We start from the raw sequence: 23,266 nt of genomic DNA, 5'->3' as shown, positions 1-23,266 counted from the left end.
TCTTTGCGTGCAATCTATCCTGAATCGCAGCGCGTGTGGAATGTGTTGTGCGCGCTGTCGCAACGGAATCCGGGTCTCTCGCCGGGATTTTGCAGCGGCGCAGGTTGTGCCGATGAAAAATCCAACCCTCAGCTTGGCGATGGGCGGTGTTGCGATGCGACAAGCATGAGGTCGGCGACGGCGAATATGCTCCGTAAACGGGTGCCGCCAAACGCAGAGGCGTTAACGATATGCGGCGGTTTGGAGCGCTGCGCAGGTGTGGCAAAGGGGAAACAGCTTTAAGAGGAGTGGTGGCCCTCCGGCCGGGCAGGCTTGGTACATCCCAGCCTGCATGGTATCTGGCGACGTGGTTGAAGACGGAGCGTTCATGCGCAAGCAGTTGGGTTGGCCGCTTTTCCTCGCGAGTGTGGCGTTGGCGCTGTCCGGTTGCGCCGAATCGCTGCCGCAGGTGGGGCCGAACGCGAAGTCGGTGATCTCGCAGGCCAACGAAGAGAACATCCAGCGCTACGAGATCGTGGATCTCGACAATGCGGTGCTGAACATCGTCCGCCAGCGCGCGCCCGACAGTTTCTATACCACCCTCGGCTCTGCTGCACCCGCCCGCACCCCGGTGGTGGGTGTGGGCGACTACGTCGCCGTGACCATCTGGGAAGCCGGCGCCGGCGGCCTGTTCTCCTCCGCCGTCGTGGCCGGCAGCTTCACCACGGGATCGAAGACCGCCACCATTCCCGAGCAGGCCGTCAAGTCCAGCGGCACCATCTCCATTCCTTACGCGGGCGAAGTTCAGGCCGCGGGCCGCAGCACCGCGCAGATCCAGGACGATATCGTCCAGGCCCTGACCGGCAAGGCGATCCAGCCGCAGGTCCTGGTGTCCGTGGTCAAGTCGGTGAGCAACACCGTCACCGTCACCGGCGAAGTCATTGCTGGCGCGCGCGTGCCGCTGAACGTCAAGGGCGACCGGCTGCTGGACGTGGTGGCCACCGCCGGCGGCGTCCGCGCGCCGGTCAGCGAGACCTTCATCCAGCTCTCCCGCGGCCAGCGCACGGTGCGCGTGGCCATGGAGCAGGTGGTCGCCAATCCGCGTGAGAACATCTATCTCCAGCCCGGCGACGTGCTGACCCTGATCCGCGACCCGCAGGTGTTCCTGGCCTATGGCGCCACCGGCGCCAATGCGGAGATCCCGTTCAACGCCTCCGGCATCACGCTGGCCACCGCCCTGGTCAAGGCGGGCGGCTTGCAGGATGCCCGCGCCGATCCGTCGGGCGTGTTCGTGCTGCGTTACGAGCCGGAATTCATCGCCCGCAAGCTGCGGCCCGACAGCCCGCTGGTGGTGCGCGGCGGCCTGACCCCGGTGGTCTATCGTCTGGATCTGCGTGACACCAACAGCCTGTTCGTGGCGCAGCACTTCCCGATCTTCAATCGTGACGTGGTCTATGTCACCAACGCGCCCATCACCGATGTGCAGAAGGCAATGCAGGTCTTTGTGATGATCTCCTCGCCGGCCACCACCGGCGCCTCGCTCTACGCCGGCTTCAAATAGGACGACCTCTCGTGCCAACGGTGCCTTCCCAGGCGCCGTTGGCTTTGATCGGGTACTGTCGTTTTCTGAGCATCTGTGGTGCGACGCAAGGCCCGCACCGGCGGCGTAGCCGATCAGCCGGCGGCGGGGCGGGCCAAGGGCGAGCGCTCGGTCTCGCTGCGCGGCGGCACCTTCACCCAGGCTTCGCCATCCAGAACCAGTTCGTCACCAACGCTGCAGGTGCAGGCGAGGCGCGCGCGGCGGCGCTCGGGGATCAGTTCGGCCACCTCCACCTTGACGGTGACGGTGTCGTCGATCTTCACCGGCGCCCGGAAATTCAGCGTCTGCGAAATATAGACTGCCCCAGGGCCGGGCAGGCGGGTGCCGAGCACCGCCGAGATCAGGCTGGCGGTATAGAGACCGTGGGCGATGCGGGTGCCGAACGGGGTGCGGGCGGCGAAATGCTCGGACAGATGGATCGGGTTGCGGTCGCCGGTCACCTCGGCAAAGCCCACCACGTCGGAGGAGGCGATGGTCTTGGTCAGGATTTCCGTCATCCCCAGTTCCAGGTCTTCGAAGCACAGCAGGCGCAGCTCAGGAAACATCGCTCTCCCCTTGTTTCTTCCGCCGGTCCGATCGCTCGGTGACCGACGCGTCCGTTGGTGCCGCACCTGGCCCCGGGGCCGGGCGGGCGCGCATTAGGACTCATCCATAGGCCCAAGCAAAGCCGGACTTTCGGCGGGCGCTCGATCACACCGGCAGCGGGGCGTCGCTCTTCACTTCTTCCATCACCGCATAGGAGCGGGTTTCCCGCACCCCGGGAAAGCCCAGCAGCACATTGCCCAGGAAGCGACGATATGCGCCCATGTCCGGCAGCCGGGCCTTGAGCAGATAGTCGAAGCCGCCCGCCACCATGTGGCATTCCAGCACTTCCGGCGCCGCCCGCACCGCCTTGGCGAAGCGCTCGAACACGTCCGGCGTGGTCTTGTCCAGATGGACCTCCACGAACACCAGGAAGCCCAGCCCCAGCTTGTGCGGGTCGAGCCGCGCCCCGAAGCCGGCCACATAGCCTTCCCGTTGCAGCCGCTTCAGCCGCTCGCCGGCGGAGGTCGGGGAGAGGCCAACCTGCTCGGCCAGTTCCACCCCGGAAATGCGGCCATCCCTTTGAAGGATCGCGAGAATTCGCCGGTCGGTGCGATCAATGTCGCCCATGATTGACGCCTAATCTCCCTGTTTTCCTTAGAATATAAGGACATATGGCTAAAATCGCCATAGAGCTACGGTCGTTGCTGGATTATGCGGAGAAACCTGCCGGAGAGTGTCATGCCCCACCTTGTGTCCACCGCCCTCGTCCCCGTGGCGTCGTCCCCGGTCCCGCCCTTCGTCGCGCCCTATGCGCCGGACGATGCGGAACTGGCCGGCCCGCTGCTGGCCCAGGCCGGCCTGCCCGCAGCCGCCGAGGCCCGCATTGATGCGCTGGCGACCCGGCTGGTGGAGGCCATCCGCAAGGGCGGCAGCGGTGGCGGCGTCGGCGGCCTCGGGGGCATCGAGGAGATGCTGCGGGAATATGCCCTCTCCACCAAGGAGGGTCTGGCGCTGATGACCCTGGCGGAGGCGCTGCTGCGGGTGCCCGACCCTTCCACCGCCGATCGGCTGATCGAGGACAAGCTGGCCCAGGGCGACTTCCTGCACCACGCGTCCAAGTCCGATGCCTTGCTGGTGAATGCCTCGTCCTGGGCGCTGGGCATCACCGCGCGGGTGATCCAGCCGGGAGAGACGCCGGAGGGCGTGCTTGGCCGCCTCACCAAGCGTCTTGGTGTTCCAGCGGTGCGCGCCGCCACTCGCCAGGCCATGAAGGTGCTGGGCAATCATTTCGTGCTGGGCCAGACCATCGATGCGGCGCTCGATCGCGCCCAGTCCGCCAGCGGCCGGGCCTATCGCTATTCCTTCGACATGCTGGGCGAAGGCGCCCGCACCGCCGATGACGCCGAGCGCTATTTCCGCTCTTACGCCAATGCCATCGCCGATATCGGCGCCCGCGCCGGCAATGGCACGCTGCCGGATCGTCCAGGCATTTCGGTCAAGCTCTCCGCGCTGCATCCGCGCTATGACGCGGTCAATCGCGATGCGGTGCTGGTGGAACTGGTGCCGCTGGTGATCGATCTGGCGCGGCAGGCAAAGGCCTTCGATCTCAACTTTACCATTGACGCGGAGGAGGCCGACCGCCTCGAACTCTCGCTCGACGTGATCGACGCAGTGCTGGCGGACCCCTCGCTGGCGGGCTGGGACGGGTTCGGGCTGGCGATCCAGGCCTATCAGAAGCGCACCGCGGCGGTGATCGACCATATGGCGGCGCTGGCGGAGAAGCTGGATCGCCGGCTGATGCTGCGGCTGGTGAAGGGTGCCTATTGGGACACCGAGATCAAGCGCGCCCAGGAGCGCGGCCTGGACGACTTTCCGGTCTTTACCCGCAAGGCCATGACGGACCTCAATTATCTCGCCTGCGCCCGCAAGATGCTGGCGCTGCGGCCGCGCATCTTTCCGCAGTTCGCCACCCACAATGCCCAGACCATCGCCACTTTGGTGGAGCTGGCCGGCGGGCAGGGCGGGTTCGAATTCCAGCGCCTGCACGGCATGGGCGAGCAGGCCTATGGCGAGCTGCTGGCGTCCGACCCGAGCCTGGGCTGCCGCACCTATGCGCCGGTGGGCGGGCATCGGGATCTGCTGGCCTATCTGGTCCGGCGGTTGCTGGAGAATGGCGCCAATTCGTCATTCGTCTCGGTCGCCGGCGATCCGGCGGTGCCGGTGGCCGAACTGCTGCGGCGGCCGGCCAGCCTGATCGGCACGCCGGCGGGTGCGCGCAATCTGAACATCCCCTTGCCCCGTAACCTGTTCCCCGGACGGGTAAATTCCCGCGGCGTGGAGCTGGGCAGCCGCGAGGCGCTGGCCGATCTGCTGGCGGATGTGGCCGGGCAGCGGCGGGAGGTCACGGCGGCGCCGCTGGTGGAGGGGGTGGCGCTTACCGGGACGGTCCGGGAGGTGCGCAGCCCCAATGATGGCGCCCGCATCGGGCGGGTGACCGAGGCGGATGCGGCGGCGGCAGAGGCGGCGATAAGCGTTGCCATTGCTGGATTCCGTGCTTGGGATCGGACCCCGGCGGATACCCGTGCGGGGTATCTGGAGCGGGCGGCGGAGCTGCTGGAGGCGCGGCAGGGGAGCTTCCTGGCCCTGCTCCAGGACGAGGCCGGCAAGACCCTGGACGATGCCATCTCCGAGCTGCGCGAAGCCGTTGATTTCCTGCGCTTTTATGCCGGGGAGGCGCGGCGGCTGTGCGGGGCGGGGGCGGTGCTGCCCGGACCGACGGGCGAGAGCAATGTGCTCTCGCTGCGCGGCCGCGGCGTGTTCATCGCCATTTCGCCCTGGAATTTCCCATTGGCGATCTACATGGGACAAATCTCCGCCGCGCTGGCCGCCGGCAACACGGTGGTGGCCAAGCCGGCCGAGCAGACCCCCCTCATCGCCTTTGAGGCGGTCAAGCTGCTGCATGAGGCGCAAGTGCCTGTCAGCGCGCTGCAATTGGTCCTTGGCGACGGCGCCATCGGCGCCCGTCTGGTGGCCGATCCGCGCATTGCCGGCGTGGTGTTCACCGGCTCCACCGAGGTGGCGCGGCTGATCAATCGCGCCTTGGCACACAAGGATGGTCCCATTGTTCCGCTCATTGCCGAAACCGGCGGCATCAACGCCATGATCGTGGACGCCACCGCGCTCCCCGAGCAGGTGTCCGACGACGTGGTGACCTCCGCCTTCCGCTCCGCCGGCCAGCGCTGCTCGGCCCTGCGCCTGCTGCTGGTGCAGGAGGATGTGGCCGACCGGATGATCGAGATGATCGTCGGCGCCGCCCGCGCCCTGAAGCTGGGCAATCCGCGCGACCCTTCCGTCCATGTGGGGCCGGTGATCGATGCCGAGGCCAAGGGCAAGCTGGAGGCCTATGCGCAGGCCCTGAAGGGGACTGCCAAGGTGCATTATGCCGGGACGGCGCCTGCGGCCGGCACCTTCGTGGCGCCGCATGTGTTCGAGCTGAAGCAGGCGGGCGACCTCAAGGAAGAGGTGTTCGGCCCGATCCTGCATGTGGTGCGCTATCGGGCCAAGGATCTGGACGCGGTGCTGGATGCCATCGCCGCCACCGGCTACGGCCTGACCTTGGGCCTGCACACCCGCATCGACAGCCTGGTGGAGAAGGTCGTCGCCCGGCTGCCGGTGGGCAACATCTATGTGAACCGCAACATCATCGGCGCGGTGGTGGGGGCGCAGCCGTTCGGCGGCCATGGCCTGTCCGGCACCGGGCCGAAGGCGGGCGGGCCGCACTATCTGCTGCGCTTTGCCAGCGAGCAGACCGTGACCATCAACACCGCCGCCGCCGGCGGCAATGCGGCTTTGCTGGCGCAGGGGGAATAGGTCCGGCGCGGGACAGATCGCTGGGTCAGGAGCGCGCGGTCTCGCCGCCCCAGCGCTTGATCAGCGGCAAAGAGATGTCGAACAGGTCCAGCGCCCGGGCCACGGTCTGGTTGATCATGTCGTCCAAGGTGGCGGGGCGGTGGTAGAAGGCGGGCACCGGCGGCATGATGATGGCGCCGTTGCGGGTCGCCTGGGCCATCAATTCGATATGGCCCGCATGCAAAGGGGTCTCGCGCAGCAGCAGCACCACCCGGCGACGCTCTTTGAGGCAGACGTCGGCGGCGCGCACCGCCAGTTCGTCATTATAGCAATGGGCGATGCCGCTCAGGGTCTTGATGGAACAGGGCGCCACCAGCATGCCGGCGGTGACGAACGAGCCGGAGGAGACGGCGGCGCCGATGTCCTTGGCATTGTAGAGCTGGTCCGCCAGGGCGCGGACGTCGTCCGGCTTGAAGTCGGTTTCCTCGACGATGGTGCGCAGGCCCGAGGGGGTGAGGATGACGTGGGTCTCCACCTCCGCCACGTCCTTGAGCAATTGCAGGGCCCGGATGCCGTAGATGGCCCCGGAGGCCCCGGTGATGGCGACGATCAGGCGTTTCATGTCCGCTCCCTGGATCACGGAACCTGCCGCGATCAATCCCGTCCGTCTACGGCCCGTGGCGTCCCCAGCCCGGCCTCCACTGATGCCGGCCCGCTCTCAAGCGGGGTCGCCACCCTCTTGCGCCGCCGCCGTGGCGATGGCGGCCAGGGCCGCGCGTTCGTCAATCTTGAACGGGCGATGGGCGCTGCCGGCGGCCACCATGGTCAGGGCGGCCAGGGCGCGGGCCTCGGGCGTGCCGATGGCCACCGGTGCCCCCAGCCGGGCAGCCAGATGGCCCAGTTCCGCCAATTCGATCAGTTCCGCCTCGATCTCGAGCTTCTGCAGCTTGCCGCGCAGGAGGCCGGTGGCCGCGTCCGGCGCCGGAGCCGGGCCGGCCTTCAGCCTTTGGCGCACCGCCCGCAGCGGACGCACCACCTCCCGGTGCCAGTCGCCCACGGTGGCGGCCACCGTGTCCAGATCGGCCGGCGCCAGGGCCTCGCCGCGCACCGCGCCGAGAAAGGCGGCAAACAGCAGCACATTCACGTCCAGGCCGAACCGCTCCTGGAGCAGCAGGCAGGCCGGTGGCACCCCCTCGGTGCCATAGACCTTCAGGGCGAAGGCTTTCAGCGCCTCGCCGGCATCGCCATCATCCGGGGACTGGTCCATCATGTGTCCTCGCCGCTCACACCGGCAGCGCCAGATCGGACCAGATGGTCTCGGTCAGGTGCACGAAGGCGGGCTCGCCGCGCATGGCCCGCAGGTCGCGGGGGCGGGGCAGGTCCACCTTATAGTCGCCGACGATGCGCGCGGGGCGGGCGCTGAACACCACCACCCGGTCGGCCAGCGCCACCGCCTCTTCAATATCGTGGGTGACGAAGACGATGGAACGACGCTCGGCCTCCCAGATGCGCAGCAATTCGCGGCCCATGGAGATCTTGGTCTGGTAGTCCAGCGCGCCGAACGGCTCGTCCATGAGCATGAGGCTGGGATTATAGGCCAGCAGCCGGCCCAGCGAGACCCGCTGGCGCATGCCGCCGGACAATTGCTTGGGCCAGGCATCGGCAAAGCCGTCCAGCCGCAGCAGGGTGATCAGCTCCGCCACCCGCGCCGCCTGCCGGCTGGCCGGAACGCCGCCCAGCTCCGCGCCGACGCGGATGTTCTGCGCCACCGTGCGCCAGGGCAGCAAAGCGTCCTTCTGGAACATGAAGCCCACTTCGGGCGGTGGGGCCGACACATCGCGCCCGTCCACCCGCACCCGCCCGCCGGCCGGCTTCAGCAGGCCGCAGATGGCCCGCAGGATGGTGGACTTGCCCGAGCCGCTCGGCCCCACCACCGCGACGAACTCGCCGTCCGCCACGTCCAGGGAAATGCCGGACAGCACCTCCAGGGGCGGGGCGTCGGGACGGGGGAAGGTGATGCGCAGGTTTTCGATGCGGACCCGGGGCGGCAGCGCGGCGGCGGCGCGCGGTTGGACAGGAATGTCCGCTTGGCTCAGCGCCATTTCACCACCCTCCGTTCCACGAAGCCGATGATCTGGTTGGCCAGCATGGCCAGGATCATCAGCACCACCAGGCCGGTGAACACGCCGGTGGTGTCCAATTGGCCGCCGGATTTCTCCACATACCAGCCGAGCCCGCGATTGGCGCCGATCAGTTCGCCCACCACCGCGCCGATCAGCGCCAGCCCGACGCCGATGCGGAACGAGGCCAGGATCCACGGCGTCACCGCCGGCAGCAGCACCCGCCGCACCAGATAGAAGCGCCCGGCGCGCATGGAGCGCATCAGGTCCAGATGGTCGGCATCGATGGTGCGGATGCCCTCCATCACATTGAGCATGAAGATGAACACCACCATGGTGAAGGCCATCATGATCTTGGAGAACAGGCCGATGCCGAACCACAGGATGAACAGGGGCGCCAGCGCCACCCGTGGCAGGCCGTAGAGGCCCATCACCACCGGCTCCACCACCTTGGCGGTGCGCGGCGCGCGGGCCAGCGCAATGCCCAGCGGCACGCCCACCAGGGCGCCGAGGAACAGGCCGGCGCCGGCCTCCTGGAGGGTGATGGAGCAGTGGACCCAGAGTTCGCCGCTGCGGGCCAGGGTCCACAGGCGCTGGAGGATCAGCGTGGGCCGGCTGCTCCAGAACGGGTTCAGCACGGTCCAGGATGCGGCTTCCCACAGGCCCAGCAGCACCAGGATCAGGGCCGCCTGCGCCGCACCCATGCGCCAGGCGCCTTTGGGACGCGCGGGGGCGGCCACGGTGTCGTCTTCGGCCATGGCGATGGTCTCTGACATCAGAACCACGCTCACTGCGGATAGTAAGCGAGGGCGACGATGTCGTCGTAGGGCACCTTCTTCATGGCCGGGTCGGCGATGGTCATCATCTCGATCAGCGTCTTGTAGCTCTCGGGATTGAGCTTGCCGTCCGGGGAGAGATAGCCGGCGGCCACGTCGGTGGTGACCTTGTCCACCAGCGCCGGATCGAAGCTGGGGAACATCTCCACCACCGCCGCCCGCAAGGCGGAGCGGTCGGTCTGGATCAGCTTCAGCGCCTTGACCACGGCGCGGGCCACCGCCTTGGCCTCATTGGGATGGGCCTTGAGCCAGCCGTCGGTGACCACCAGGTCCTGGGCCGCATAGGGCATCTTGCGGAAATCATCGACGATCTTGTAGACGCCCGGCCGCGCCTCATTGGCCTGGATGTCCGGGGTGGAGAACAGGCCGGCGGCCACAGCCCCGCTTTCCACCGCCGCCCGCATGGGTCCGCCGGTGCCGATGGACAGGATCTCGAAATCCTTGTCGGGATCGAGCCCCAGTTTCTTGATGGCATAGCGCAGGGTGGTGTCGGTGAGGCTGCCGGCGGAGGTGATGCCGATCTTCTGGCCCTTGAGGTCTCTCAGGCTGTTCGCCTTGGAGGCGGCAGGCGCCATGATGGCGTAGCTGTGCTGGTCGGCCAGGGCCACCAGCACCTTGCCGCCCAGGCCCCGCTCCTGCAGCCGCACCGCATGATCGGCGGCGCAGATGCAGATGTCGATGCTGCCGGCGGCCAAGGCCTGCACCGCCGGGGCGCCGCCCTTGAAGTCCAGCCGCTCCATCTTGAGCCCTTCGGCGGCGAACAGCCCCTTCTGCTGCGCCACCAGCAACGGCAGCGAGCCGGCGGAATTCTGCGCCGCGCCGAACTTGAGCAGGGTCTGCGCAGAGGCGGGCAGGGCCAGCAGCAGGCTGCCGGCGACGATCAGGGATGAGAAGACGTGACGCATGTTTGCCCTCGCTGGATACGTGGAAACCGGTCTTGTCCCAAGGCGTTGGCCGCATGGTTGGATCTGCGGACCTTATCGTTATCGATGTCACACTTGACGTAACTGTGCGGCGGTGGCGGCGGCGCGTCCAGCATGTGCGTGGCAGGCGCCGAAAACCGTGTTGTGCCGGCGACCTTATTGGCCCGGCGAAGCTTACTGCCCCGGCGGTTTGGCGGCGAAGGCCGAGCCGCGCAGGCACATGCGCCCGCGTGGATCCTGCCACAGCCGCTCGGTGGCGTGGAGATGGCCCAAGGCGCGGGCCACCACCGGGAAGGCGTAGCTGGAGAAGGCCTCGGCCACGTCCGTATAGTAGCGCGGGGTTTCGCCGATCATGGCGGCGATGGCCTCGGCCAGCTTCACCACCTCGTCCTCATTGCCCAGCGCCCCGGCGGGGTCGGTCTTGCCGGAGGCGTAGTCGCCGATCTTGGCGGTGTCCGCATAGGCATAGGCGATGCGCTCATAGCGCTCTTTCGGGATGCCTTCGGAGATGGTGGCATCGATGCCCACCTTGGCGGTGGTGGGCACCACGCCGGGCGGGGTGGGTGGCAGGCTGGGATCCAGCGGCTTTCCGCGCGCGCCGGTGACGATCATGATGTCCTTGTCGCCCTGGACGCGGGTGGCGATGGCCCATTCCACGTCGGTGGGATTGAAGACGTCGATGTCGTCATCCACCACCACCACATGCTTGAGATCCATCACCGACAGCGCGGCGAGCAGCGCATTCTTGCCCTCGCCCGGCTGCTTCTTGATGGAGATGACCGCGTGCCAGAAGGCGCAGCCGCCCAGCGTGACATTGATGTCCTTGACCACCACGCCGGCGGTCTTCAGCGCCTGGCGGATGGCGGCATAGCGGGTGGGGGCGGCGAGCCAGGTGTTCTCCCACGGCATGTGCAAAGCGTAATAGATGGCGTCCTTGCGCATGGACACCGACTTGATGCGCACGATGGGGTTCCAGTGCAGCCCGCCCATGAGCCGGGTGAACTCGCCGAACCGGCCTTCCGGCCACACCCAGCCGGTAGGCAGGATCTCGGCTTCCAGCACGATCTCGGCGTCGGCGATATAGGGCACGTCGATGGTCTGGCACGGCGCCAGCTGCACCGGCCCGCCGCGCAGGCCGCCGGCAATGGCCATCTCGTCCACCCCCAGCGGGGCGCGGAAGCCGGAACCCATGATCTCGTAAGGGTGGGTGCCGATGGAGATGGAGATGGGGCACGGCCGCCCGGCCTCGAACGCCCGCTGCGCGAACAAGCGCATGTTGTTCGGCGTGACGATGTCGATGCCGGTGAGGTTCTTTTCCTTGACGATGAAGCGGTAGATGCCGGAATTGAGCCCATATTCCGGATCGCGGGCGATCACCACCCCGGCGGTGATCATCGGCCCGCCGTCATAGATCGAGCTCATGGGGATGGGCAATTTGTAGAGGTCCACCTCATCCCCGCTCATGGTCACCTCATGGGTGGGCGAGCTGTTGAGGGTGACGGGGGGCACGGGGGCATCGATGGCGCCCTTCAGCTTGGCTTCGATCTGCGAATACTGGTCCGCCCCCAGCGACATCATCGCCCGCTTCTGGGTGCGGATGATGCCGGAGACCACCGGCACGTCGTAGCCGATGACATTGTGGAAGAACAACGCCTTGTCGGACTGGTCCACCAAAGTGGCGATGTGGCGGATGTCCACGGCCTGGTGCAGGTCGATCAATTCGCCGGCGGAACGGAGCCGGTCGAGGAAGCCGCGGAAGGTCTCGGTATCGTGCATGCCCAGTCTCCGGCGTCTCAGCAATGAAAAGCGCAATCCGCAAACAAAACGGCCCGGCGGGGAGGCCGCCGGGCCTGGGTCTTATTTGGTGCTGGTGGCGTAGGTGCCGCGGCCTGAGGCCAGGAGCTTGCCGCTGGCATCCTCCACCGTGGCTTCCGCCGTGGTGAAGGTGGAGCCGAGGCGGATGACTTTTCCGCGCACGGTCAGCGTCCCCTTCATGGCCGGGCGGTGGTAGTCCACCCGCATGTCCACGGTGGGGAAGGGCCGGCCCAGCTTGGTGGCGATGGCCCAGTCGGCCACCAGATCCACCATGGTCGCCAGGATGCCGCCGTGGGTGTAGCCGACCTCGGCATTGACCACGAACTCCTCCCGCCAGGGCAGCTCCACCACGATCTCGCCGTCGCCGACGCCCACCACGGAGATGCCCAGCCACTGGTGGTAGGGCGCGCGGCGAATGCGGGCGTCCAGTTCGGCCACCGTGGGCAGGGTCTTTTGCTCTGTCTCGCTCATGAGGGTCTTCCGCAATCTAGAGGACAGGGGCAGGGGTCAGGGGGCGATGATCACCTTGCCGATGACTTCGCGCTCCTCGATCAGGCGCAGGGCTTCCTGCGCTTCTTCCAGCGGGAACACCTTGTCGATGACCGGCTTCAGCCGGCCCTCGGCGATGTAGCCCAGCAGAGCGGTGAGATCTTCCCGCGCCCAGGAATTGGAGCCGAGGATCTTCAGCTCGAAGGTCCAGATGAAGCGCAGGTCTTCCACCGGATCGAAGCCGGCGGTGGCGCCGCAGGTGAGCAGCTTGCCGCCGCGCTTGAGCGCGCGCATGGACTTCACCCAGGTATCGCCGCCGGTGAAGTTCACCACTACATCCACGCCGCCCTCGGTGGTGCGGCGGTGGGGCTTGCCGAAGCGCGCGAACACTTCCTTGGCGAAATCCACCTTGGTGTAGTCGATCACCTCGTCGGCGCCGATTTCCTTCAGTTTCTCCAGCTTGGCCTCGCTGGAGCCGCAGGCGATCACATGGGCGCCGGCCAGCTTGGCGAGGAGCACCGCGCCGGTGCCCACCCCGCCGGAGGCGCCGAGGATCAGCACCTTGTCGCCGGCCTTGATCTGGCCGTTGGTGAACATCATGCGGTGCGCGGTGCCATAGGCCACCGGCAGCGCCGCGGCCTGCTCGAAGCTGACGCCGTCGGGGATCGGCACCAATTGGTGGGCGCGCACGCGGGCATATTGCTGCAGGCCGCCGTCGTTGGTCTCGCCCATGAGGCCGCCTTCGACGCGGTTGAGCGGATCCACCAGCACCCGGTCGCCCACCTTCACCTCGGTGACGCCTTCGCCCAGCTCGGTCACTTCGCCGGCGAGATCAAGGCCGGGAACCACCGGCAGGTTGAGCTTGATGCCGGGCATGCCGCGGCGGGTGAAGACATCGTGATAATTGAGAGAGCTGGCTTTCACGCGGATGATGACATCACCCGCACCGGCGGTGGGCTTTGCCCAGTCGGCCATGAAAGTGAGGTTTTCCGGCCCGCCGTGGGCGCTGATGACGGCTGCTTTCACGTCGCTTCCTCCACTTTGATAGCATGCAATGTTTATGGGCGCGGCCGATTTCTTCCGGTCGGACCTGTCCCCCGAAAGGTTTGCATGGCTAGCTATTTATTTCTAGATCGTCCTCTGGCGAAAGATTCATCCGTCGGGACGCCGATTTGCCTAGCGTGACGCCAGACGCGGAAGCCGGGACGCCGTCAGGCCCGAAAGGCCCTTCCAGCGAAATCCGCCTTCCAGTTCGCAATTTCGTCAGCGATGGCGGGCGATGTCGGCCTCAAGCCGCTCCACCATGGCGATCAGCCCGGTCCGCAATTGCACCTGGGCATCCTTGTCGAGGGCCTCAAGGGCGACGCGGTTGACGTCGAAGGCGTTGATCACCGCCGTTTGCGCCAGGTCGCGCCCGCTGGCGGTGAGATGCACGGTGGCCTGGCGGCCATCGTCGGCGCAGGCGCGCCGCTCGATGATGCCATCGCGCTCCATGCGCTTCAGGGTATTGGCCATGGTGCTCTGTTCGATCTTCACGAACTCGCACAGGTCGCGCTGGGTGGGGCCGTCGGACTTCAAGAGTTCGAGGACGATGGGAAACTGGCCGGGCAAGATGCCGTCGATCCCGTTTCGGGCCTTGAGGGATTGCGCCAACAGGCGCGCCAGCAGGTTGATCAGATAACCCAGGGTTACCCGCTGCAACGGGTCGGCACCAAAGTCCTGGTCGCTGAACTGCGCACCATCAGGTTGTGCTGACATTTTTTGCTCCAAAAGGTTGCTCGATATCTCGCCCATAACACGGTGACTCCCCATCCGTCAGCAGTGGACAGGGACCTGCGCGAAGATGCAACCAACCGGCTCAAACCCCTGTTGCGCCAAAATTATTGCGCCCTTACGCCTTCCGGTGAAATAGGATCACCGGTTGTTGGGGCAAAAGCATTGCTAACGGGGGATGATTTCCCCTGCGGGAGGAGGAAGATTGCGCCGAAATTCGGGCATTTTCTACCGGAAGGCCCGGGGGTTAGCATGAACATTGCGCATGTTCGTGACCCTGTTACCGACATGGAGGGCGCTGTGCCCGATTCCGCCGACACCATTTGGGCCTTCACCGAGCGCGATGCGCAGCGCGCGCGGGACCGCGGATGGGCCGATCAGGCCCTGGCGATCCTGGAGCGGGATTTGCGCCGTTCCGCCGACACCCATCTGCTGCGCTTCGAAGGTCATCGCCTGCCGGGCATCACCCTCTATCTCAAGGATGAATCCACCCATCCCACCGGCAGCCTCAAGCATCGCCTGGCCCGCTCGCTGTTCCTGTACGGCATCTGCAACGGGCAGATCCGCGCGGGCGTGCCGTTGGTGGAAGCCTCCTCCGGCTCCACCGCCGTGTCGGAAGCCTATTTCGCCCGCCTGCTGGATCTGCCCTTCTATGCGGTGATGACCCGCACCACCTCGGCGGAGAAGATCGAGGACATTGAGCGCCAGGGCGGGCGCTGCCATTTCGTCGACGACAGCGGCCAGGTCTATGCGGAAGCCGCGGCCTTGGCCGCCCGCCTCGGCGGCATCTATGTGGACCAGTTCACCAATGCCGAGCGGGTGACCGATTGGCGCGGCAACAACAATATCGCCGAATCCATCTTCCAGCAGATGCAGGGCGAGCCCCATGGCGTGCCGCAGTGGATCGTGGTGGGCGCCGGCACCGGCGGCACCTCCGCCACCATCGGCCGCTATCTGCGCTATCGGCATTTCGCCACCAAGCTGTGCGTGGTCGATCCGCAGAACTCGGTGTTCTATGATGCCTTTCTCTCCGGCGATCGCGCCCTGACCGGCTGCACCGGCTCGCGGATCGAAGGCATCGGGCGGCCGCGGGTGGAACCGTCCTTCCTGCCGCAGGTGATCGACCACATGCTCAAGGTTCAGGATGCGGCCTCTGTGGGCGCCATGCGGGTTCTCTCCCGCCGGCTCGGGCTGCGGGTGGGTCCGTCCACGGGTACCAGCTTCTATGGGCTGTGCGCCCTGGCCAGCGCCATGGTCCAGGCCGGCGAGGAGGGGTCGCTGGTGACATTGCTGTGCGACCGCGGCGAGCGCTACGGCAAGACCTTCTATGACGACGCCTGGATCGCCGCCCAGGGCTTCGACACCGCGCCCTATGAGGCCCAGGTGGAGCGCTTCCTCGACGGCGGCGCCTTCTAAGGTCTGCGGGACCGATCGGGTGGCTCCCGGCGATCGGTCTCGCCGCCGCGCGATGGTGTAACCAACGTTGCGCCCATGCTTCGGGCGGCATCGCAGGCATATGCCCATTTTCGTCTCACTTCTCCCCGCGTGAGACTGCGGGCGACTGCCTCTCACGGTGGCATGTGCCTTGCTTTGCCCCAGGCAACGGGAGGACGTGGCCATGAAGCACAATATTCGCGGGCTGATCGGGGCGGGGGTGGCCGGGGCGTTGGGCCTGCTGGCGGCAGTGGCGCCGGCTCTGGCCGACACCGACATCAAGTTCGCCCTGGACTGGAAGTTCGAGGGCCCCTCCGCCCCTTATTTCGTCGCCATCGACAAGGGCTATTACAAGGCTGAGGGCCTGAACGTCACCATCGACACCGGCCCCGGCTCGGTGGCCGGCATCGCCCGCGTGGCGGCGGGCACCTATCCGCTCGGCTTCTTCGATGTGAACTCGCTGGTGAAGTTCCGCGACCAGAATCCGGACAAGGCGGTGAAAGCCGTCCTCATGGTCTATGACAAGCCGCCGTTTGCCATCGTCACCCTGGCCAAGACCGGCATCACCAAGCCCAAGGATCTGGAAGGCAAGATCCTCGGCGCGCCGGCGCCCGACGGCGCGTTCGCCCAATGGAAGGCGTTCGTGAAGGAAAACGGCATCGACGCCGACAAGGTGAAGGTGGAGAACGTGGGCTTCCCGGTGCGCGAGCCCATGCTGGCGGACGGCAAGGTGGACGCCATCACCGGCTTCTCGTTCTCGTCCTATTTCAACCTGCTGCAGAAGGGCATCAAGCCCGAGGACGTGAAGGTCATGCTGATGGCCGATTACGGCCTGGTGCTCTACGGCAACGCCGTCATCGTGAACCCTGAGTTCGCCAAGGCCCATCCCAAGGAAGTGGCCGGCTTCGTGCGCGCCACCATCAAGGGCATCATCGAGACCGCCCGCGACCCCGAGGCGGCCATCAAGTCGGTGATGAAGCGCAACGAAACCGGCGACGAGGCGGTGGAACTGGCGCGCCTGAAGATGGCGCTCAAGGACAATATCGTCACCGAATGGGTGACCAAGAACGGCATCGGCGGCATCGATTACGACCGCATGACCAAGTCCATCGAGCAGATCGCCGTCACCTACGACTTCAAGGCCAAGCCCGCGGCGCTGGACATCTTCACCGAAGAATACCTGCCCCCCGCCGCCGAGCGGAAGGTGAAGTAGCGTCGTCTCTTCGCCGCTTGCCGCGCCCGACCCCTTCCCCGCGAAGGCGGGCAGGTGGCGCGGGGGAGGGGCGATTTTGCGATCCGCTGCTTCGCCGCAGAATGCCGGTACCGCAGACGCGCCATGGCTCCCTCTCCCGCTTGCGGGGGAGGGCGGGGGTGGGGGCCGCGCGGCAGCGCGGAACCGCCCGCGCCGGAAGCGACAGGGGGGGCTCCGGGCGGCACGCCGCCGGCCTGCGGCCGTCGCCCCCACCCAACCCTCCCCCGCAAGCGGGAGAGGGCTTTCCGGGTCCGCCCGGCGGGTAAATCCTGCCCCGCAGGGGGCGCGGAGATTGGGCCGGCGTGCGCTCCGATGAGCGCCGCCGCAGGACGGCGGGGCCGACGCCCCGCGCACGGGACCGGCCCTTCGGCCAAACCAGAAGGCAAACCTCCTTGATCCGCCTGGATGACGTGACCCTGTCCTACAAAGGCCGCAGCGGCGAGGTGACCGCGCTGCGGAACACCTCCATCGATGTGAAGCGCGGCGAGTTCGCCGCCGTGGTCGGCCCCTCCGGCTGCGGCAAGTCCACCTTGATGAAGCTGGTCACCGGCCTGATCCGGCCCACCTCCGGCACGGTGTCGGTGGAGGGGCAGATCGTCACCGGGCCGGTGAAGGTGGCGGGCATGGCGTTCCAGAACGCCAACATGCTCCCGTGGCGCACGGTGCTGGACAATGTGATGCTGCCGCTGGAGATCGTGCAGCCCCATCGCAGCCGCTTCCGCGCCGAAAAGGCCGCCTATCGCACCCGCGCCCTGGATCTGCTGGGCGTGGTGGGGCTGCGGGATTTCGCCGATCGCTTTCCCTGGGAAATGTCCGGCGGCATGCAGCAGCGCGCCTCGCTGTGCCGCTCGCTGATCCATGAGCCCGCCCTGCTGATGCTGGACGAGCCGTTCGCGGCGCTGGATGCCTTCACCCGCGAGGAGCTGTGGGCAGTGCTGCGCGACCTGTGGCAGCGTCTCGGCTTCACCGTGGTGCTGGTGACCCATGATTTGCGCGAGGCCGCTTTCCTCGCCGACACCATCCATGTGATGAGCGCCCGGCCCGGCCGCATCGTCGAGAGCCGAAGCGTCGACTTCCCCCGTCCCCGTCCGCTGGAGGTCTGCTACGAGCCGGCCTTCACCGATCTGGTCCACCAATTGCGCGGCAAGATCGCGGAGGTTCGGCAGGCATGAAAATCGCGGCCGAGGACATCACCCCCGTCGCCTTCACGGTGGCTTTGTTCGTGATCTGGGAGGCGGCCTGCCGCCTGTTCAAGATCGACACCTTCATCCTGCCGGCGCCCAGCGCCATCTTCGCCGCCGCCGCGCAATATTGGTGGCCGCTGCTGAAGAATTCCTTCGTCACGCTGTGGACCACGGTGGCCGGCTTCATCCTGGCGGTGGTGTTCGGCATCGCGCTCGGGCTGGTGGTGGGCTGGTCGCGCGCCATCTATCGCGGGCTCTATCCGGTGATGATCGGCTTCAACTCCATCCCCAAGGTGGCGGTGGTGCCGATCCTGATCATGTGGTTCGGCATCGGCGAGATCCCGGCCATCCTCACCGCCTTCCTGATTTCCTTCTTCCCGATCGTGGTGAATGTGGCCACGGGCCTTGCCACCACCGAGCCGGAACTGGAGGACGTGCTGCGGGCGCTGGGCGCTTCCAAGCTCGACATCATGCGCAAGGTCGGTATCCCGCGCACCGCGCCCTATCTGTTCGGGGCGCTGAAGGTGGCGATCACCTTGGCCTTCGTGGGCGCGGTGGTGTCCGAGACCATCGGCGCCAATGCCGGGGTGGGCCATCTGATGGTGCAGGCGGGCTCCAACTTCCAGATGCCGTTGGTGTTCGCCGGCCTGCTGGCGCTCGCCATCGAGGGCATCGCCATGTACGCGGTGTTCGCGGTGCTGGAACGGCGCATGGCCGGCTGGGCCTTCCGCTCCTCCATGAGTGCGGCGGGGTGAGGGGGCGGGCCGGACTTAAGGCTGCGTCGGTCCGGTTAGATCGACCATGGCGGCGCGCAGCGCAGCCTCGTCACCGGCGAAGCTCCGGATCAGGGCATCCAGAAGACGATCGGCGGAGACGCGCCCGAAATCCAACGGATGGCGGGATTCGTGGGCGAGGAAGGCAAGAAAGGTCAGCTGCGTGCGGCCATTGCCTTCCCGGAACGGGTGGATGGCGTTCAAGGTCGCGAGGAAGGATGCGGCCCTGTCCGCGAACGTGACCGCGTCGAGGCGAGACTCGAGGACGGTGTGGCGCAGCCCTTTGAACAGGCGGCTCATTTCGGCCGGGATGTGTTCGGGATAGCAGAACATGCTGCTGCCCTTGGAAATCCGCACCGTGCGGAAGGTTCCGGCCCAGGCATAGACGTCCTGGAACAGATGGTGATGTATGGCCTGGTAGTGCCGGACGTCGAGCCCGCCGATGGGCAGGGGCTCGTCGGAACGGGCGAGCGCGGCTTCGTGCTCGAAGGCGTCGAGATCGTCCTGCGTCCGCAGATCCAGCAGATTGCGCAGGACGCTCGTGCCCGGATAGCAATCGGGATCAGGATCGCCCTGATACACGAACCGTCAGGCCGTCCTGCGGAACTTGGCGAGGACGAGGGCGCGCCGCTGCTGCGCATCTGCGCCGGTGCGGTCGAAGTCCGCGAACATGCGGGCGGTCTCCGGCGCCGTCGAGATGCCCTCCACCGCGCTGATCTGTTCGAACCGGGCCCGGCCGAGGACAAACGGCGCAGGTGTCCGAGGATCTGATGCTCGAGGATCCGGCTTCTGTTTCATGGCGCAAGTGTACACCCTGGCGACGGGGCTGTGAACACGTCGCCCCCTTTCCTCCCCGCGGCCGCTGTGCCAGTGAAGGGCCATGCGGATCGATTTCCTGGGCCTTCAGGCGTTCCTGGCCATTGCCGAGCGGGGCTCGTTCCTGCGGGCGGCGGCGCATCTCAATCTGTCGCAGACCGCGCTCTCCCACCGCATGAAGAAACTGGAGGATGACCTCGGCATCCGCCTGCTGATCCGCACCACCCGCCAGGTGACGCTGACCCCCGATGGCGAGAGCCTGCTGCCCAAGGCCCGCCGCGCTTTGGCGGAACTGGCAGGCGAGGTGGATCTGCTGCGCGAGAAGGCGCGCCAGCATCAGGCGCGCATCGCGCTGGGCTGCCTGCCCACCATCGCCGCCAACCATCTGCCCCTCGCCCTGCAGGATTTCGCCCGCAGCCATCCCGGCGTGGCGGTGAAGGTCTATGACAATTCCGCCTCCGAGATCGCCGGGCTGGTGCGCTCGGGGGCGGCAGAGTTCGGCATCGGAATTGTCACCGCCGCGGTGTGGGACCTGGAGATGACGCCGCTGCGCAAGGAGGCGTTCCTGTTGCTGTGCCCCGCCGACCATCCCTTCGCCGCCGGCAAGTCGGTGGCCTGGGGCGAGTTGGAGGGCACGCCGCTCATTCGCATCAGCCCGCAGGCGGGCAACCGGGCGCTGATCGACGATGCCCTCGGCAGCCGGCGCGAAAGCCTGAACTGGCGCTATGAGGTGCAGCATGTGCAGACCGCGGTGAGCATGGTGCAGGCGGGCATCGGCCTCACCGTGGTGCCCAAGCTGGCGCTGGACGTGGCCCGCGCGCCGGGCTTGGCCCTGGTGGCGCTGCGCAACCCCTCGGTCACCCGCACCCTGGCGGTGTTCACCAAGCGCGGCGCGCCCTTGTCGCCCGCCGCCGATGCGCTGCTGGGCCTGATCCGAAGCCGGCTCGGGGGCCGCCGCCCGGCGTGAAGATGCAAGTTTTTCACTAATCGCGGAAAACTTGTCATTTGATTCATCCCACCCGCATCCGCCAAGGTCGCCGCAACAGAGCGCGACAGCGCCGAACGGGAGACGACGTGCCATGGCGCCACGCATCGGGATCATCGGCTTCGGCGAGGTGGGCACCATCTTCGCCACCGATTTGCTGAAGAACGGCGCCGCCGCCGTCGCAGTCTATGACATCAAGTTCGAACACCCGGATCTGGCCGCCCCCCTCCTAGCCCGTGCCGCGAGCGCCGGTGCCCGCGCCGCGTCCAGCGCGGCGGATGCGGCGGACGGCGCCGACATCGTCTTTTCCGCCGTCACCGCCGATGCGGTGCTGGCGGTGGCCGAGCAGGCCGCCACCTATCTGCGCCCGGGCCAGGTGATGGTGGATCTCAATTCCGCCGCCCCCCACACCAAGACCGCCGCCGCCCGCCTGGTGGAGGCCAGCGGCGCCGACTATGTGGAAGGCGCGGTGATGGCGCCGGTGGGCGCGCCGCGGATCGCGGTGCCGATCCTGGCCGGCGGCCCGCAGGCGCAGGCCATGGTGGAGGCGCTGACCCCGCTCGGCCTGAACATCCGCGCGGTGTCGGAGACCCATGGCCGGGCCTCGGCCATGAAGCTCTGCCGCTCCATCATGGTGAAGGGCATCGAGGCGCTGATCGTGGATTGCGCCCAAGCCGCCCGCGCCTTCCAGGTGGAAGACGAGGTGTTCGGCTCGCTCAGCGCCAGCTTCCCCGGCATGGATTTCGCAACCTTGGCCGACACCATGGCCGAGCGCGTCGCCACCCACGGCATCCGCCGCGCCGCCGAAATGCGCGAGGCCGCCGACATGCTGGCCGACATCGGCGTGGTGAGCGATCTCGCCCGCGCCGTGGCCGAGGCGCAGCAGCGCGGCGCCAAGCCCAAAGCCTGAGCCAAGCCCAAGACCTAAGCCAAGCCCAAGACCTGAGTTCACGCCACTTTCAAAAACCAGCGCCCCCCAAGGGGCCGGACCACCGGGAGAACGACCATGGCACAGATGTCGAGGCGCACCTGCCTTGCGGGGCTCGCCGCCGCCGCCACCGCCGGCCTGCCCACCGGGCCGGCGATTGCGCAGGACAAGGCAGCCCCTTCGCTGACGCCCACCATCCTGCCGCCGGACCCCAACACCAAGACCCCGACCTACAAGGCCCCCGCCGGCGCGGTGGACACCCACACCCACATCTTCGGCCCCAACGCGAAATACCCCTACGCCGCCAAGCGCAGCTACACCCCGCACGATGCGCCGCTGGAGGCGTTCCGCGAGGTTCATGCCAAGATCGGCATCACCCGGGCGGTGCTGGTCAATGCCACAGTCCATGGCCTGGACAATCAGGTGATCGTGGATGCCATCGCCCAAAGCAACGGCGCCTACAAGGGCATCGCCAATGTGGACGAGACCACCACCGACAAGGAACTGCTGGCGCTGACCGAAGCCGGGTTCAAGGGCTGCCGCTTCACCTTCCTCGGCCGCCTCGGCGGGCGGCCGGACATGGCCAAGTTCAACACCGTGGCGGACAAGATCAAGGGCTATGGCTGGCACGTGGACCTGTATCTTGAGCCAGCGATCATCGAAGAGTTCGTGCCCATCCTGCAAAAGCTGCCTTTGCCTTACGTGATCGACCACATGGGGACGATCAAGGCGGCGGGCGGGCTGGAACAGAAGCCGTTCGTCGCTTTGGTGGACCTGATCCGGAACGACGAAAAATCCTGGATCAAGATCACCGGCCCCGAGCGCATGACCGCGACCGGTGCGCCTTATGCCGACACGGTGCCGTTCGCCCAGGCGCTGATCGCGGCGGCGCCCGACCGCTGCCTCTGGGGCACCGACTGGCCCCATCCCAATGTGCCGGCCATGCCCAATGACGGCGTGCTGGTGGATCTCATTCCGCAGTTTGCGCCCGACCCCAAACAGCAGCAAAAGCTGCTGGTGGACAATCCGGTCCGCCTGTTCGGATTTGCGTCCTGATCATCATCTGCTCATCAAAGCCATTAGGTTCATCATGACCCTGACCCCCGGCCCCATCAAGACCATCCCCGGCCCCGATCCGGACACCCGCACCCCGGCGTTCAAGCTGCCGCCGGGGTCCTGCGACACCCATTGCCACATCTTCGGGCCGGGCGATGTCTATCCCTATGATCCCAAGCGCTCCTACACCCCGCCCGATGCGCCGCTGCCCGCCTTCAAGGCGCTGCATGCCACCCTCGGCGTCGAGCGGGCGGTGATCGTCAATGCCAGCGTCCACGGCACCGACAACCGGGTGGCGCTGGATGCCATTGCCCAGTCCAATGGCGCCTATCGCGCGGTGGCCAATATCGATGGCACCATCACCGAGAAGGGGCTGGAGGAACTGAATGCCGGCGGCTTCCGCGGCTGCCGGTTCAATTTCGTGCGCCATCTGGGCGGCGTGCCGGACATGAACGTGTTCGACCGCATCGTCGCCATGGTGGCACCGCTGGGCTGGCACATCGATCTGCATTTCGATGCCATCGACCTTCCCCAATATGCCGACATGCTGGCCCGCCTGCCGGTGCCCTACACCATCGACCATATGGGCCGGGTGCAGGCCAATGAGGGGCTGGACCAGGCCCCGTTCCGCACCCTGATCGACCTGATGCAGCGCGACGAGAAGTGCTGGGTGAAGATCTGCGGCGCCGAGCGCGTCTCCACGGCCGGCCCGCCGTTCCACGATGCGGTGCCGTTCGCCCGCAAGATCCTGGAAACCGCGCCGGACCGGGTGATCTGGGGCACCGACTGGCCGCACCCCAACGTCAAGGTCATGCCCAATGACGGCGACCTGGTGGACCTCATTCCGCTGTTCGCCCCGGAGCCGGAGCTGCAGCGCAAGGTGCTGGTGGACAATCCCGCCCGCCTGTTCGGCTTCGACGCCGCCTGAT

Annotated in this window: 23 protein-coding genes; 10 read left to right on the top strand and 13 right to left on the bottom strand. The window is 67.1% G+C overall.

Features of this window, described 5'->3' with window-relative positions; translation table 11 throughout:
• The first annotated feature begins 367 nt into the window (after positions 1-367).
• Positions 368-1,540, top strand: a complete 1,173-nt coding sequence (locus AAG816_RS03145) for a polysaccharide biosynthesis/export family protein (protein WP_341988034.1) — start codon at positions 368-370, stop codon at positions 1,538-1,540.
• 113 nt (positions 1,541-1,653) lie between these two features.
• On the opposite strand, the gene croR is transcribed toward AAG816_RS03145, so the two are convergent.
• Together croR and AAG816_RS03135 are read right to left on the bottom strand one after the other, a co-directional pair.
• Positions 1,654-2,124: a 3-hydroxybutyryl-CoA dehydratase gene (gene croR / locus AAG816_RS03140; RefSeq protein ID WP_341988032.1), complete on the bottom strand. Its 471-nt coding sequence runs from the start codon at positions 2,122-2,124 to the stop codon at positions 1,654-1,656.
• A gap of 145 nt (positions 2,125-2,269) precedes the next feature.
• Positions 2,270-2,731: an Lrp/AsnC ligand binding domain-containing protein gene (locus AAG816_RS03135; RefSeq protein ID WP_341988031.1), complete on the bottom strand. Its 462-nt coding sequence runs from the start codon at positions 2,729-2,731 to the stop codon at positions 2,270-2,272.
• A gap of 111 nt (positions 2,732-2,842) precedes the next feature.
• On the opposite strand from AAG816_RS03135, the gene putA reads away from it, so the two are divergent.
• Positions 2,843-5,974, top strand: a complete 3,132-nt coding sequence (gene putA / locus AAG816_RS03130; protein ID WP_341988029.1) for a bifunctional proline dehydrogenase/L-glutamate gamma-semialdehyde dehydrogenase PutA — start codon at positions 2,843-2,845, stop codon at positions 5,972-5,974.
• Between the two features lie 25 nt (positions 5,975-5,999).
• On the opposite strand, the gene AAG816_RS03125 is transcribed toward putA, so the two are convergent.
• From AAG816_RS03125 to AAG816_RS03085, 9 genes are all read right to left on the bottom strand, one after another.
• Positions 6,000-6,575, bottom strand: coding sequence for a UbiX family flavin prenyltransferase (locus AAG816_RS03125; protein ID WP_341988028.1), 576 nt, complete (start codon positions 6,573-6,575; stop codon positions 6,000-6,002).
• A 96-nt stretch (positions 6,576-6,671) separates the two neighbouring features.
• On the bottom strand, positions 6,672-7,223 hold the full coding sequence (locus AAG816_RS03120) for a TIGR02444 family protein (RefSeq protein ID WP_341988027.1): 552 nt from the start codon (positions 7,221-7,223) through the stop codon (positions 6,672-6,674).
• A 13-nt stretch (positions 7,224-7,236) separates the two neighbouring features.
• Positions 7,237-8,055, bottom strand: coding sequence for an ABC transporter ATP-binding protein (locus tag AAG816_RS03115; protein WP_341988026.1), 819 nt, complete (start codon positions 8,053-8,055; stop codon positions 7,237-7,239).
• Positions 8,046-8,849 (bottom strand): ABC transporter permease, encoded by an 804-nt coding sequence (locus AAG816_RS03110; RefSeq protein WP_341988025.1) that lies wholly within the window; start codon positions 8,847-8,849, stop codon positions 8,046-8,048. Before AAG816_RS03110 ends, AAG816_RS03115 begins: the two co-directional genes overlap by 10 nt.
• 11 nt (positions 8,850-8,860) lie before the next feature.
• A complete protein-coding gene (locus tag AAG816_RS03105; protein ID WP_341988024.1) occupies positions 8,861-9,814 on the bottom strand; it encodes an ABC transporter substrate-binding protein in 954 nt (317 codons plus the stop codon).
• A gap of 192 nt (positions 9,815-10,006) precedes the next feature.
• Entirely contained in the window at positions 10,007-11,608 is a 1,602-nt protein-coding gene (locus tag AAG816_RS03100; RefSeq protein WP_341988023.1) for a UbiD family decarboxylase, read from the bottom strand.
• A gap of 81 nt (positions 11,609-11,689) precedes the next feature.
• Entirely contained in the window at positions 11,690-12,118 is a 429-nt protein-coding gene (locus AAG816_RS03095; RefSeq protein WP_341988021.1) for a PaaI family thioesterase, read from the bottom strand.
• A 36-nt stretch (positions 12,119-12,154) separates the two neighbouring features.
• On the bottom strand, positions 12,155-13,162 hold the full coding sequence (locus AAG816_RS03090; protein ID WP_341988020.1) for a zinc-binding dehydrogenase: 1,008 nt from the start codon (positions 13,160-13,162) through the stop codon (positions 12,155-12,157).
• A 237-nt stretch (positions 13,163-13,399) separates the two neighbouring features.
• On the bottom strand, positions 13,400-13,894 hold the full coding sequence (locus tag AAG816_RS03085) for a MarR family winged helix-turn-helix transcriptional regulator (RefSeq protein WP_341988019.1): 495 nt from the start codon (positions 13,892-13,894) through the stop codon (positions 13,400-13,402).
• A gap of 267 nt (positions 13,895-14,161) precedes the next feature.
• Between AAG816_RS03085 and AAG816_RS03080 the strand changes: the two genes are divergently transcribed.
• The 4 genes from AAG816_RS03080 to AAG816_RS03065 all read left to right on the top strand — a co-directional run bounded on the left by AAG816_RS03080 (position 14,162) and on the right by AAG816_RS03065 (position 18,534).
• Positions 14,162-15,325 (top strand): PLP-dependent cysteine synthase family protein, encoded by a 1,164-nt coding sequence (locus tag AAG816_RS03080; protein WP_341988018.1) that lies wholly within the window; start codon positions 14,162-14,164, stop codon positions 15,323-15,325.
• 202 nt (positions 15,326-15,527) lie between these two features.
• Entirely contained in the window at positions 15,528-16,556 is a 1,029-nt protein-coding gene (locus AAG816_RS03075; protein WP_341988017.1) for an ABC transporter substrate-binding protein, read from the top strand.
• 431 nt (positions 16,557-16,987) lie between these two features.
• Positions 16,988-17,767 carry an ABC transporter ATP-binding protein gene (locus AAG816_RS03070; RefSeq protein WP_341988016.1) on the top strand — a complete coding sequence of 260 codons (780 nt, stop codon included), beginning with the start codon at positions 16,988-16,990 and terminating at the stop codon, positions 17,765-17,767.
• Positions 17,764-18,534: an ABC transporter permease gene (locus tag AAG816_RS03065; RefSeq protein WP_341988015.1), complete on the top strand. Its 771-nt coding sequence runs from the start codon at positions 17,764-17,766 to the stop codon at positions 18,532-18,534. Before AAG816_RS03070 ends, AAG816_RS03065 begins: the two co-directional genes overlap by 4 nt.
• A gap of 15 nt (positions 18,535-18,549) precedes the next feature.
• Here the strand turns inward: AAG816_RS03065 and AAG816_RS03060 are convergent, their stop codons facing one another.
• Both AAG816_RS03060 and AAG816_RS03055 read right to left on the bottom strand, forming a co-directional pair.
• Entirely contained in the window at positions 18,550-19,134 is a 585-nt protein-coding gene (locus AAG816_RS03060) for a Fic family protein (RefSeq protein ID WP_341988013.1), read from the bottom strand.
• Between the two features lie 6 nt (positions 19,135-19,140).
• Complete coding sequence (locus AAG816_RS03055) at positions 19,141-19,350, bottom strand: hypothetical protein (RefSeq protein WP_341988012.1); 210 nt, start codon at positions 19,348-19,350, stop codon at positions 19,141-19,143.
• 82 nt (positions 19,351-19,432) lie between these two features.
• Between AAG816_RS03055 and AAG816_RS03050 the strand changes: the two genes are divergently transcribed.
• From AAG816_RS03050 to AAG816_RS03035, 4 genes are all read left to right on the top strand, one after another.
• Positions 19,433-20,335, top strand: a complete 903-nt coding sequence (locus tag AAG816_RS03050; RefSeq protein WP_341988011.1) for a LysR family transcriptional regulator — start codon at positions 19,433-19,435, stop codon at positions 20,333-20,335.
• Between the two features lie 112 nt (positions 20,336-20,447).
• Positions 20,448-21,263, top strand: a complete 816-nt coding sequence (locus AAG816_RS03045) for a DUF1932 domain-containing protein (protein WP_341988010.1) — start codon at positions 20,448-20,450, stop codon at positions 21,261-21,263.
• 96 nt (positions 21,264-21,359) lie between these two features.
• A complete protein-coding gene (locus AAG816_RS03040) occupies positions 21,360-22,337 on the top strand; it encodes an amidohydrolase family protein (protein WP_341988009.1) in 978 nt (325 codons plus the stop codon).
• Between the two features lie 34 nt (positions 22,338-22,371).
• Complete coding sequence (locus AAG816_RS03035) at positions 22,372-23,265, top strand: amidohydrolase family protein (RefSeq protein WP_341988008.1); 894 nt, start codon at positions 22,372-22,374, stop codon at positions 23,263-23,265.
• Position 23,266: the final 1 nt, after the last annotated feature.

This window comes from Azorhizobium sp. AG788 (assembly GCF_943371865.1).
GTDB lineage: Bacteria > Pseudomonadota > Alphaproteobacteria > Rhizobiales > Xanthobacteraceae > Azorhizobium.
This window is presented reverse-complemented; position numbering and strand designations above follow the sequence as displayed.

Excerpts from the sequence above, each read along its gene's own strand:
- AAG816_RS03145 (WP_341988034.1), top strand. The coding sequence starts at position 368 with ATGCGCAAGCAGTTGGGTTGGCCGCTTTTCCTCGCGAGTGTGGCGTTG.
- croR (WP_341988032.1), bottom strand. The coding sequence starts at position 2,124 with ATGTTTCCTGAGCTGCGCCTGCTGTGCTTCGAAGACCTGGAACTGGGG.
- AAG816_RS03135 (WP_341988031.1), bottom strand. The coding sequence starts at position 2,731 with ATGGGCGACATTGATCGCACCGACCGGCGAATTCTCGCGATCCTTCAA.
- putA (WP_341988029.1), top strand. The coding sequence starts at position 2,843 with ATGCCCCACCTTGTGTCCACCGCCCTCGTCCCCGTGGCGTCGTCCCCG.
- AAG816_RS03125 (WP_341988028.1), bottom strand. The coding sequence starts at position 6,575 with ATGAAACGCCTGATCGTCGCCATCACCGGGGCCTCCGGGGCCATCTAC.
- AAG816_RS03120 (WP_341988027.1), bottom strand. The coding sequence starts at position 7,223 with ATGATGGACCAGTCCCCGGATGATGGCGATGCCGGCGAGGCGCTGAAA.
- AAG816_RS03115 (WP_341988026.1), bottom strand. The coding sequence starts at position 8,055 with ATGGCGCTGAGCCAAGCGGACATTCCTGTCCAACCGCGCGCCGCCGCC.
- AAG816_RS03110 (WP_341988025.1), bottom strand. The coding sequence starts at position 8,849 with ATGTCAGAGACCATCGCCATGGCCGAAGACGACACCGTGGCCGCCCCC.
- AAG816_RS03105 (WP_341988024.1), bottom strand. The coding sequence starts at position 9,814 with ATGCGTCACGTCTTCTCATCCCTGATCGTCGCCGGCAGCCTGCTGCTG.
- AAG816_RS03100 (WP_341988023.1), bottom strand. The coding sequence starts at position 11,608 with ATGCACGATACCGAGACCTTCCGCGGCTTCCTCGACCGGCTCCGTTCC.
- AAG816_RS03095 (WP_341988021.1), bottom strand. The coding sequence starts at position 12,118 with ATGAGCGAGACAGAGCAAAAGACCCTGCCCACGGTGGCCGAACTGGAC.
- AAG816_RS03085 (WP_341988019.1), bottom strand. The coding sequence starts at position 13,894 with ATGTCAGCACAACCTGATGGTGCGCAGTTCAGCGACCAGGACTTTGGT.
- AAG816_RS03080 (WP_341988018.1), top strand. The coding sequence starts at position 14,162 with ATGAACATTGCGCATGTTCGTGACCCTGTTACCGACATGGAGGGCGCT.
- AAG816_RS03075 (WP_341988017.1), top strand. The coding sequence starts at position 15,528 with ATGAAGCACAATATTCGCGGGCTGATCGGGGCGGGGGTGGCCGGGGCG.
- AAG816_RS03065 (WP_341988015.1), top strand. The coding sequence starts at position 17,764 with ATGAAAATCGCGGCCGAGGACATCACCCCCGTCGCCTTCACGGTGGCT.
- AAG816_RS03055 (WP_341988012.1), bottom strand. The coding sequence starts at position 19,350 with ATGAAACAGAAGCCGGATCCTCGAGCATCAGATCCTCGGACACCTGCG.
- AAG816_RS03050 (WP_341988011.1), top strand. The coding sequence starts at position 19,433 with ATGCGGATCGATTTCCTGGGCCTTCAGGCGTTCCTGGCCATTGCCGAG.
- AAG816_RS03045 (WP_341988010.1), top strand. The coding sequence starts at position 20,448 with ATGGCGCCACGCATCGGGATCATCGGCTTCGGCGAGGTGGGCACCATC.
- AAG816_RS03040 (WP_341988009.1), top strand. The coding sequence starts at position 21,360 with ATGGCACAGATGTCGAGGCGCACCTGCCTTGCGGGGCTCGCCGCCGCC.
- AAG816_RS03035 (WP_341988008.1), top strand. The coding sequence starts at position 22,372 with ATGACCCTGACCCCCGGCCCCATCAAGACCATCCCCGGCCCCGATCCG.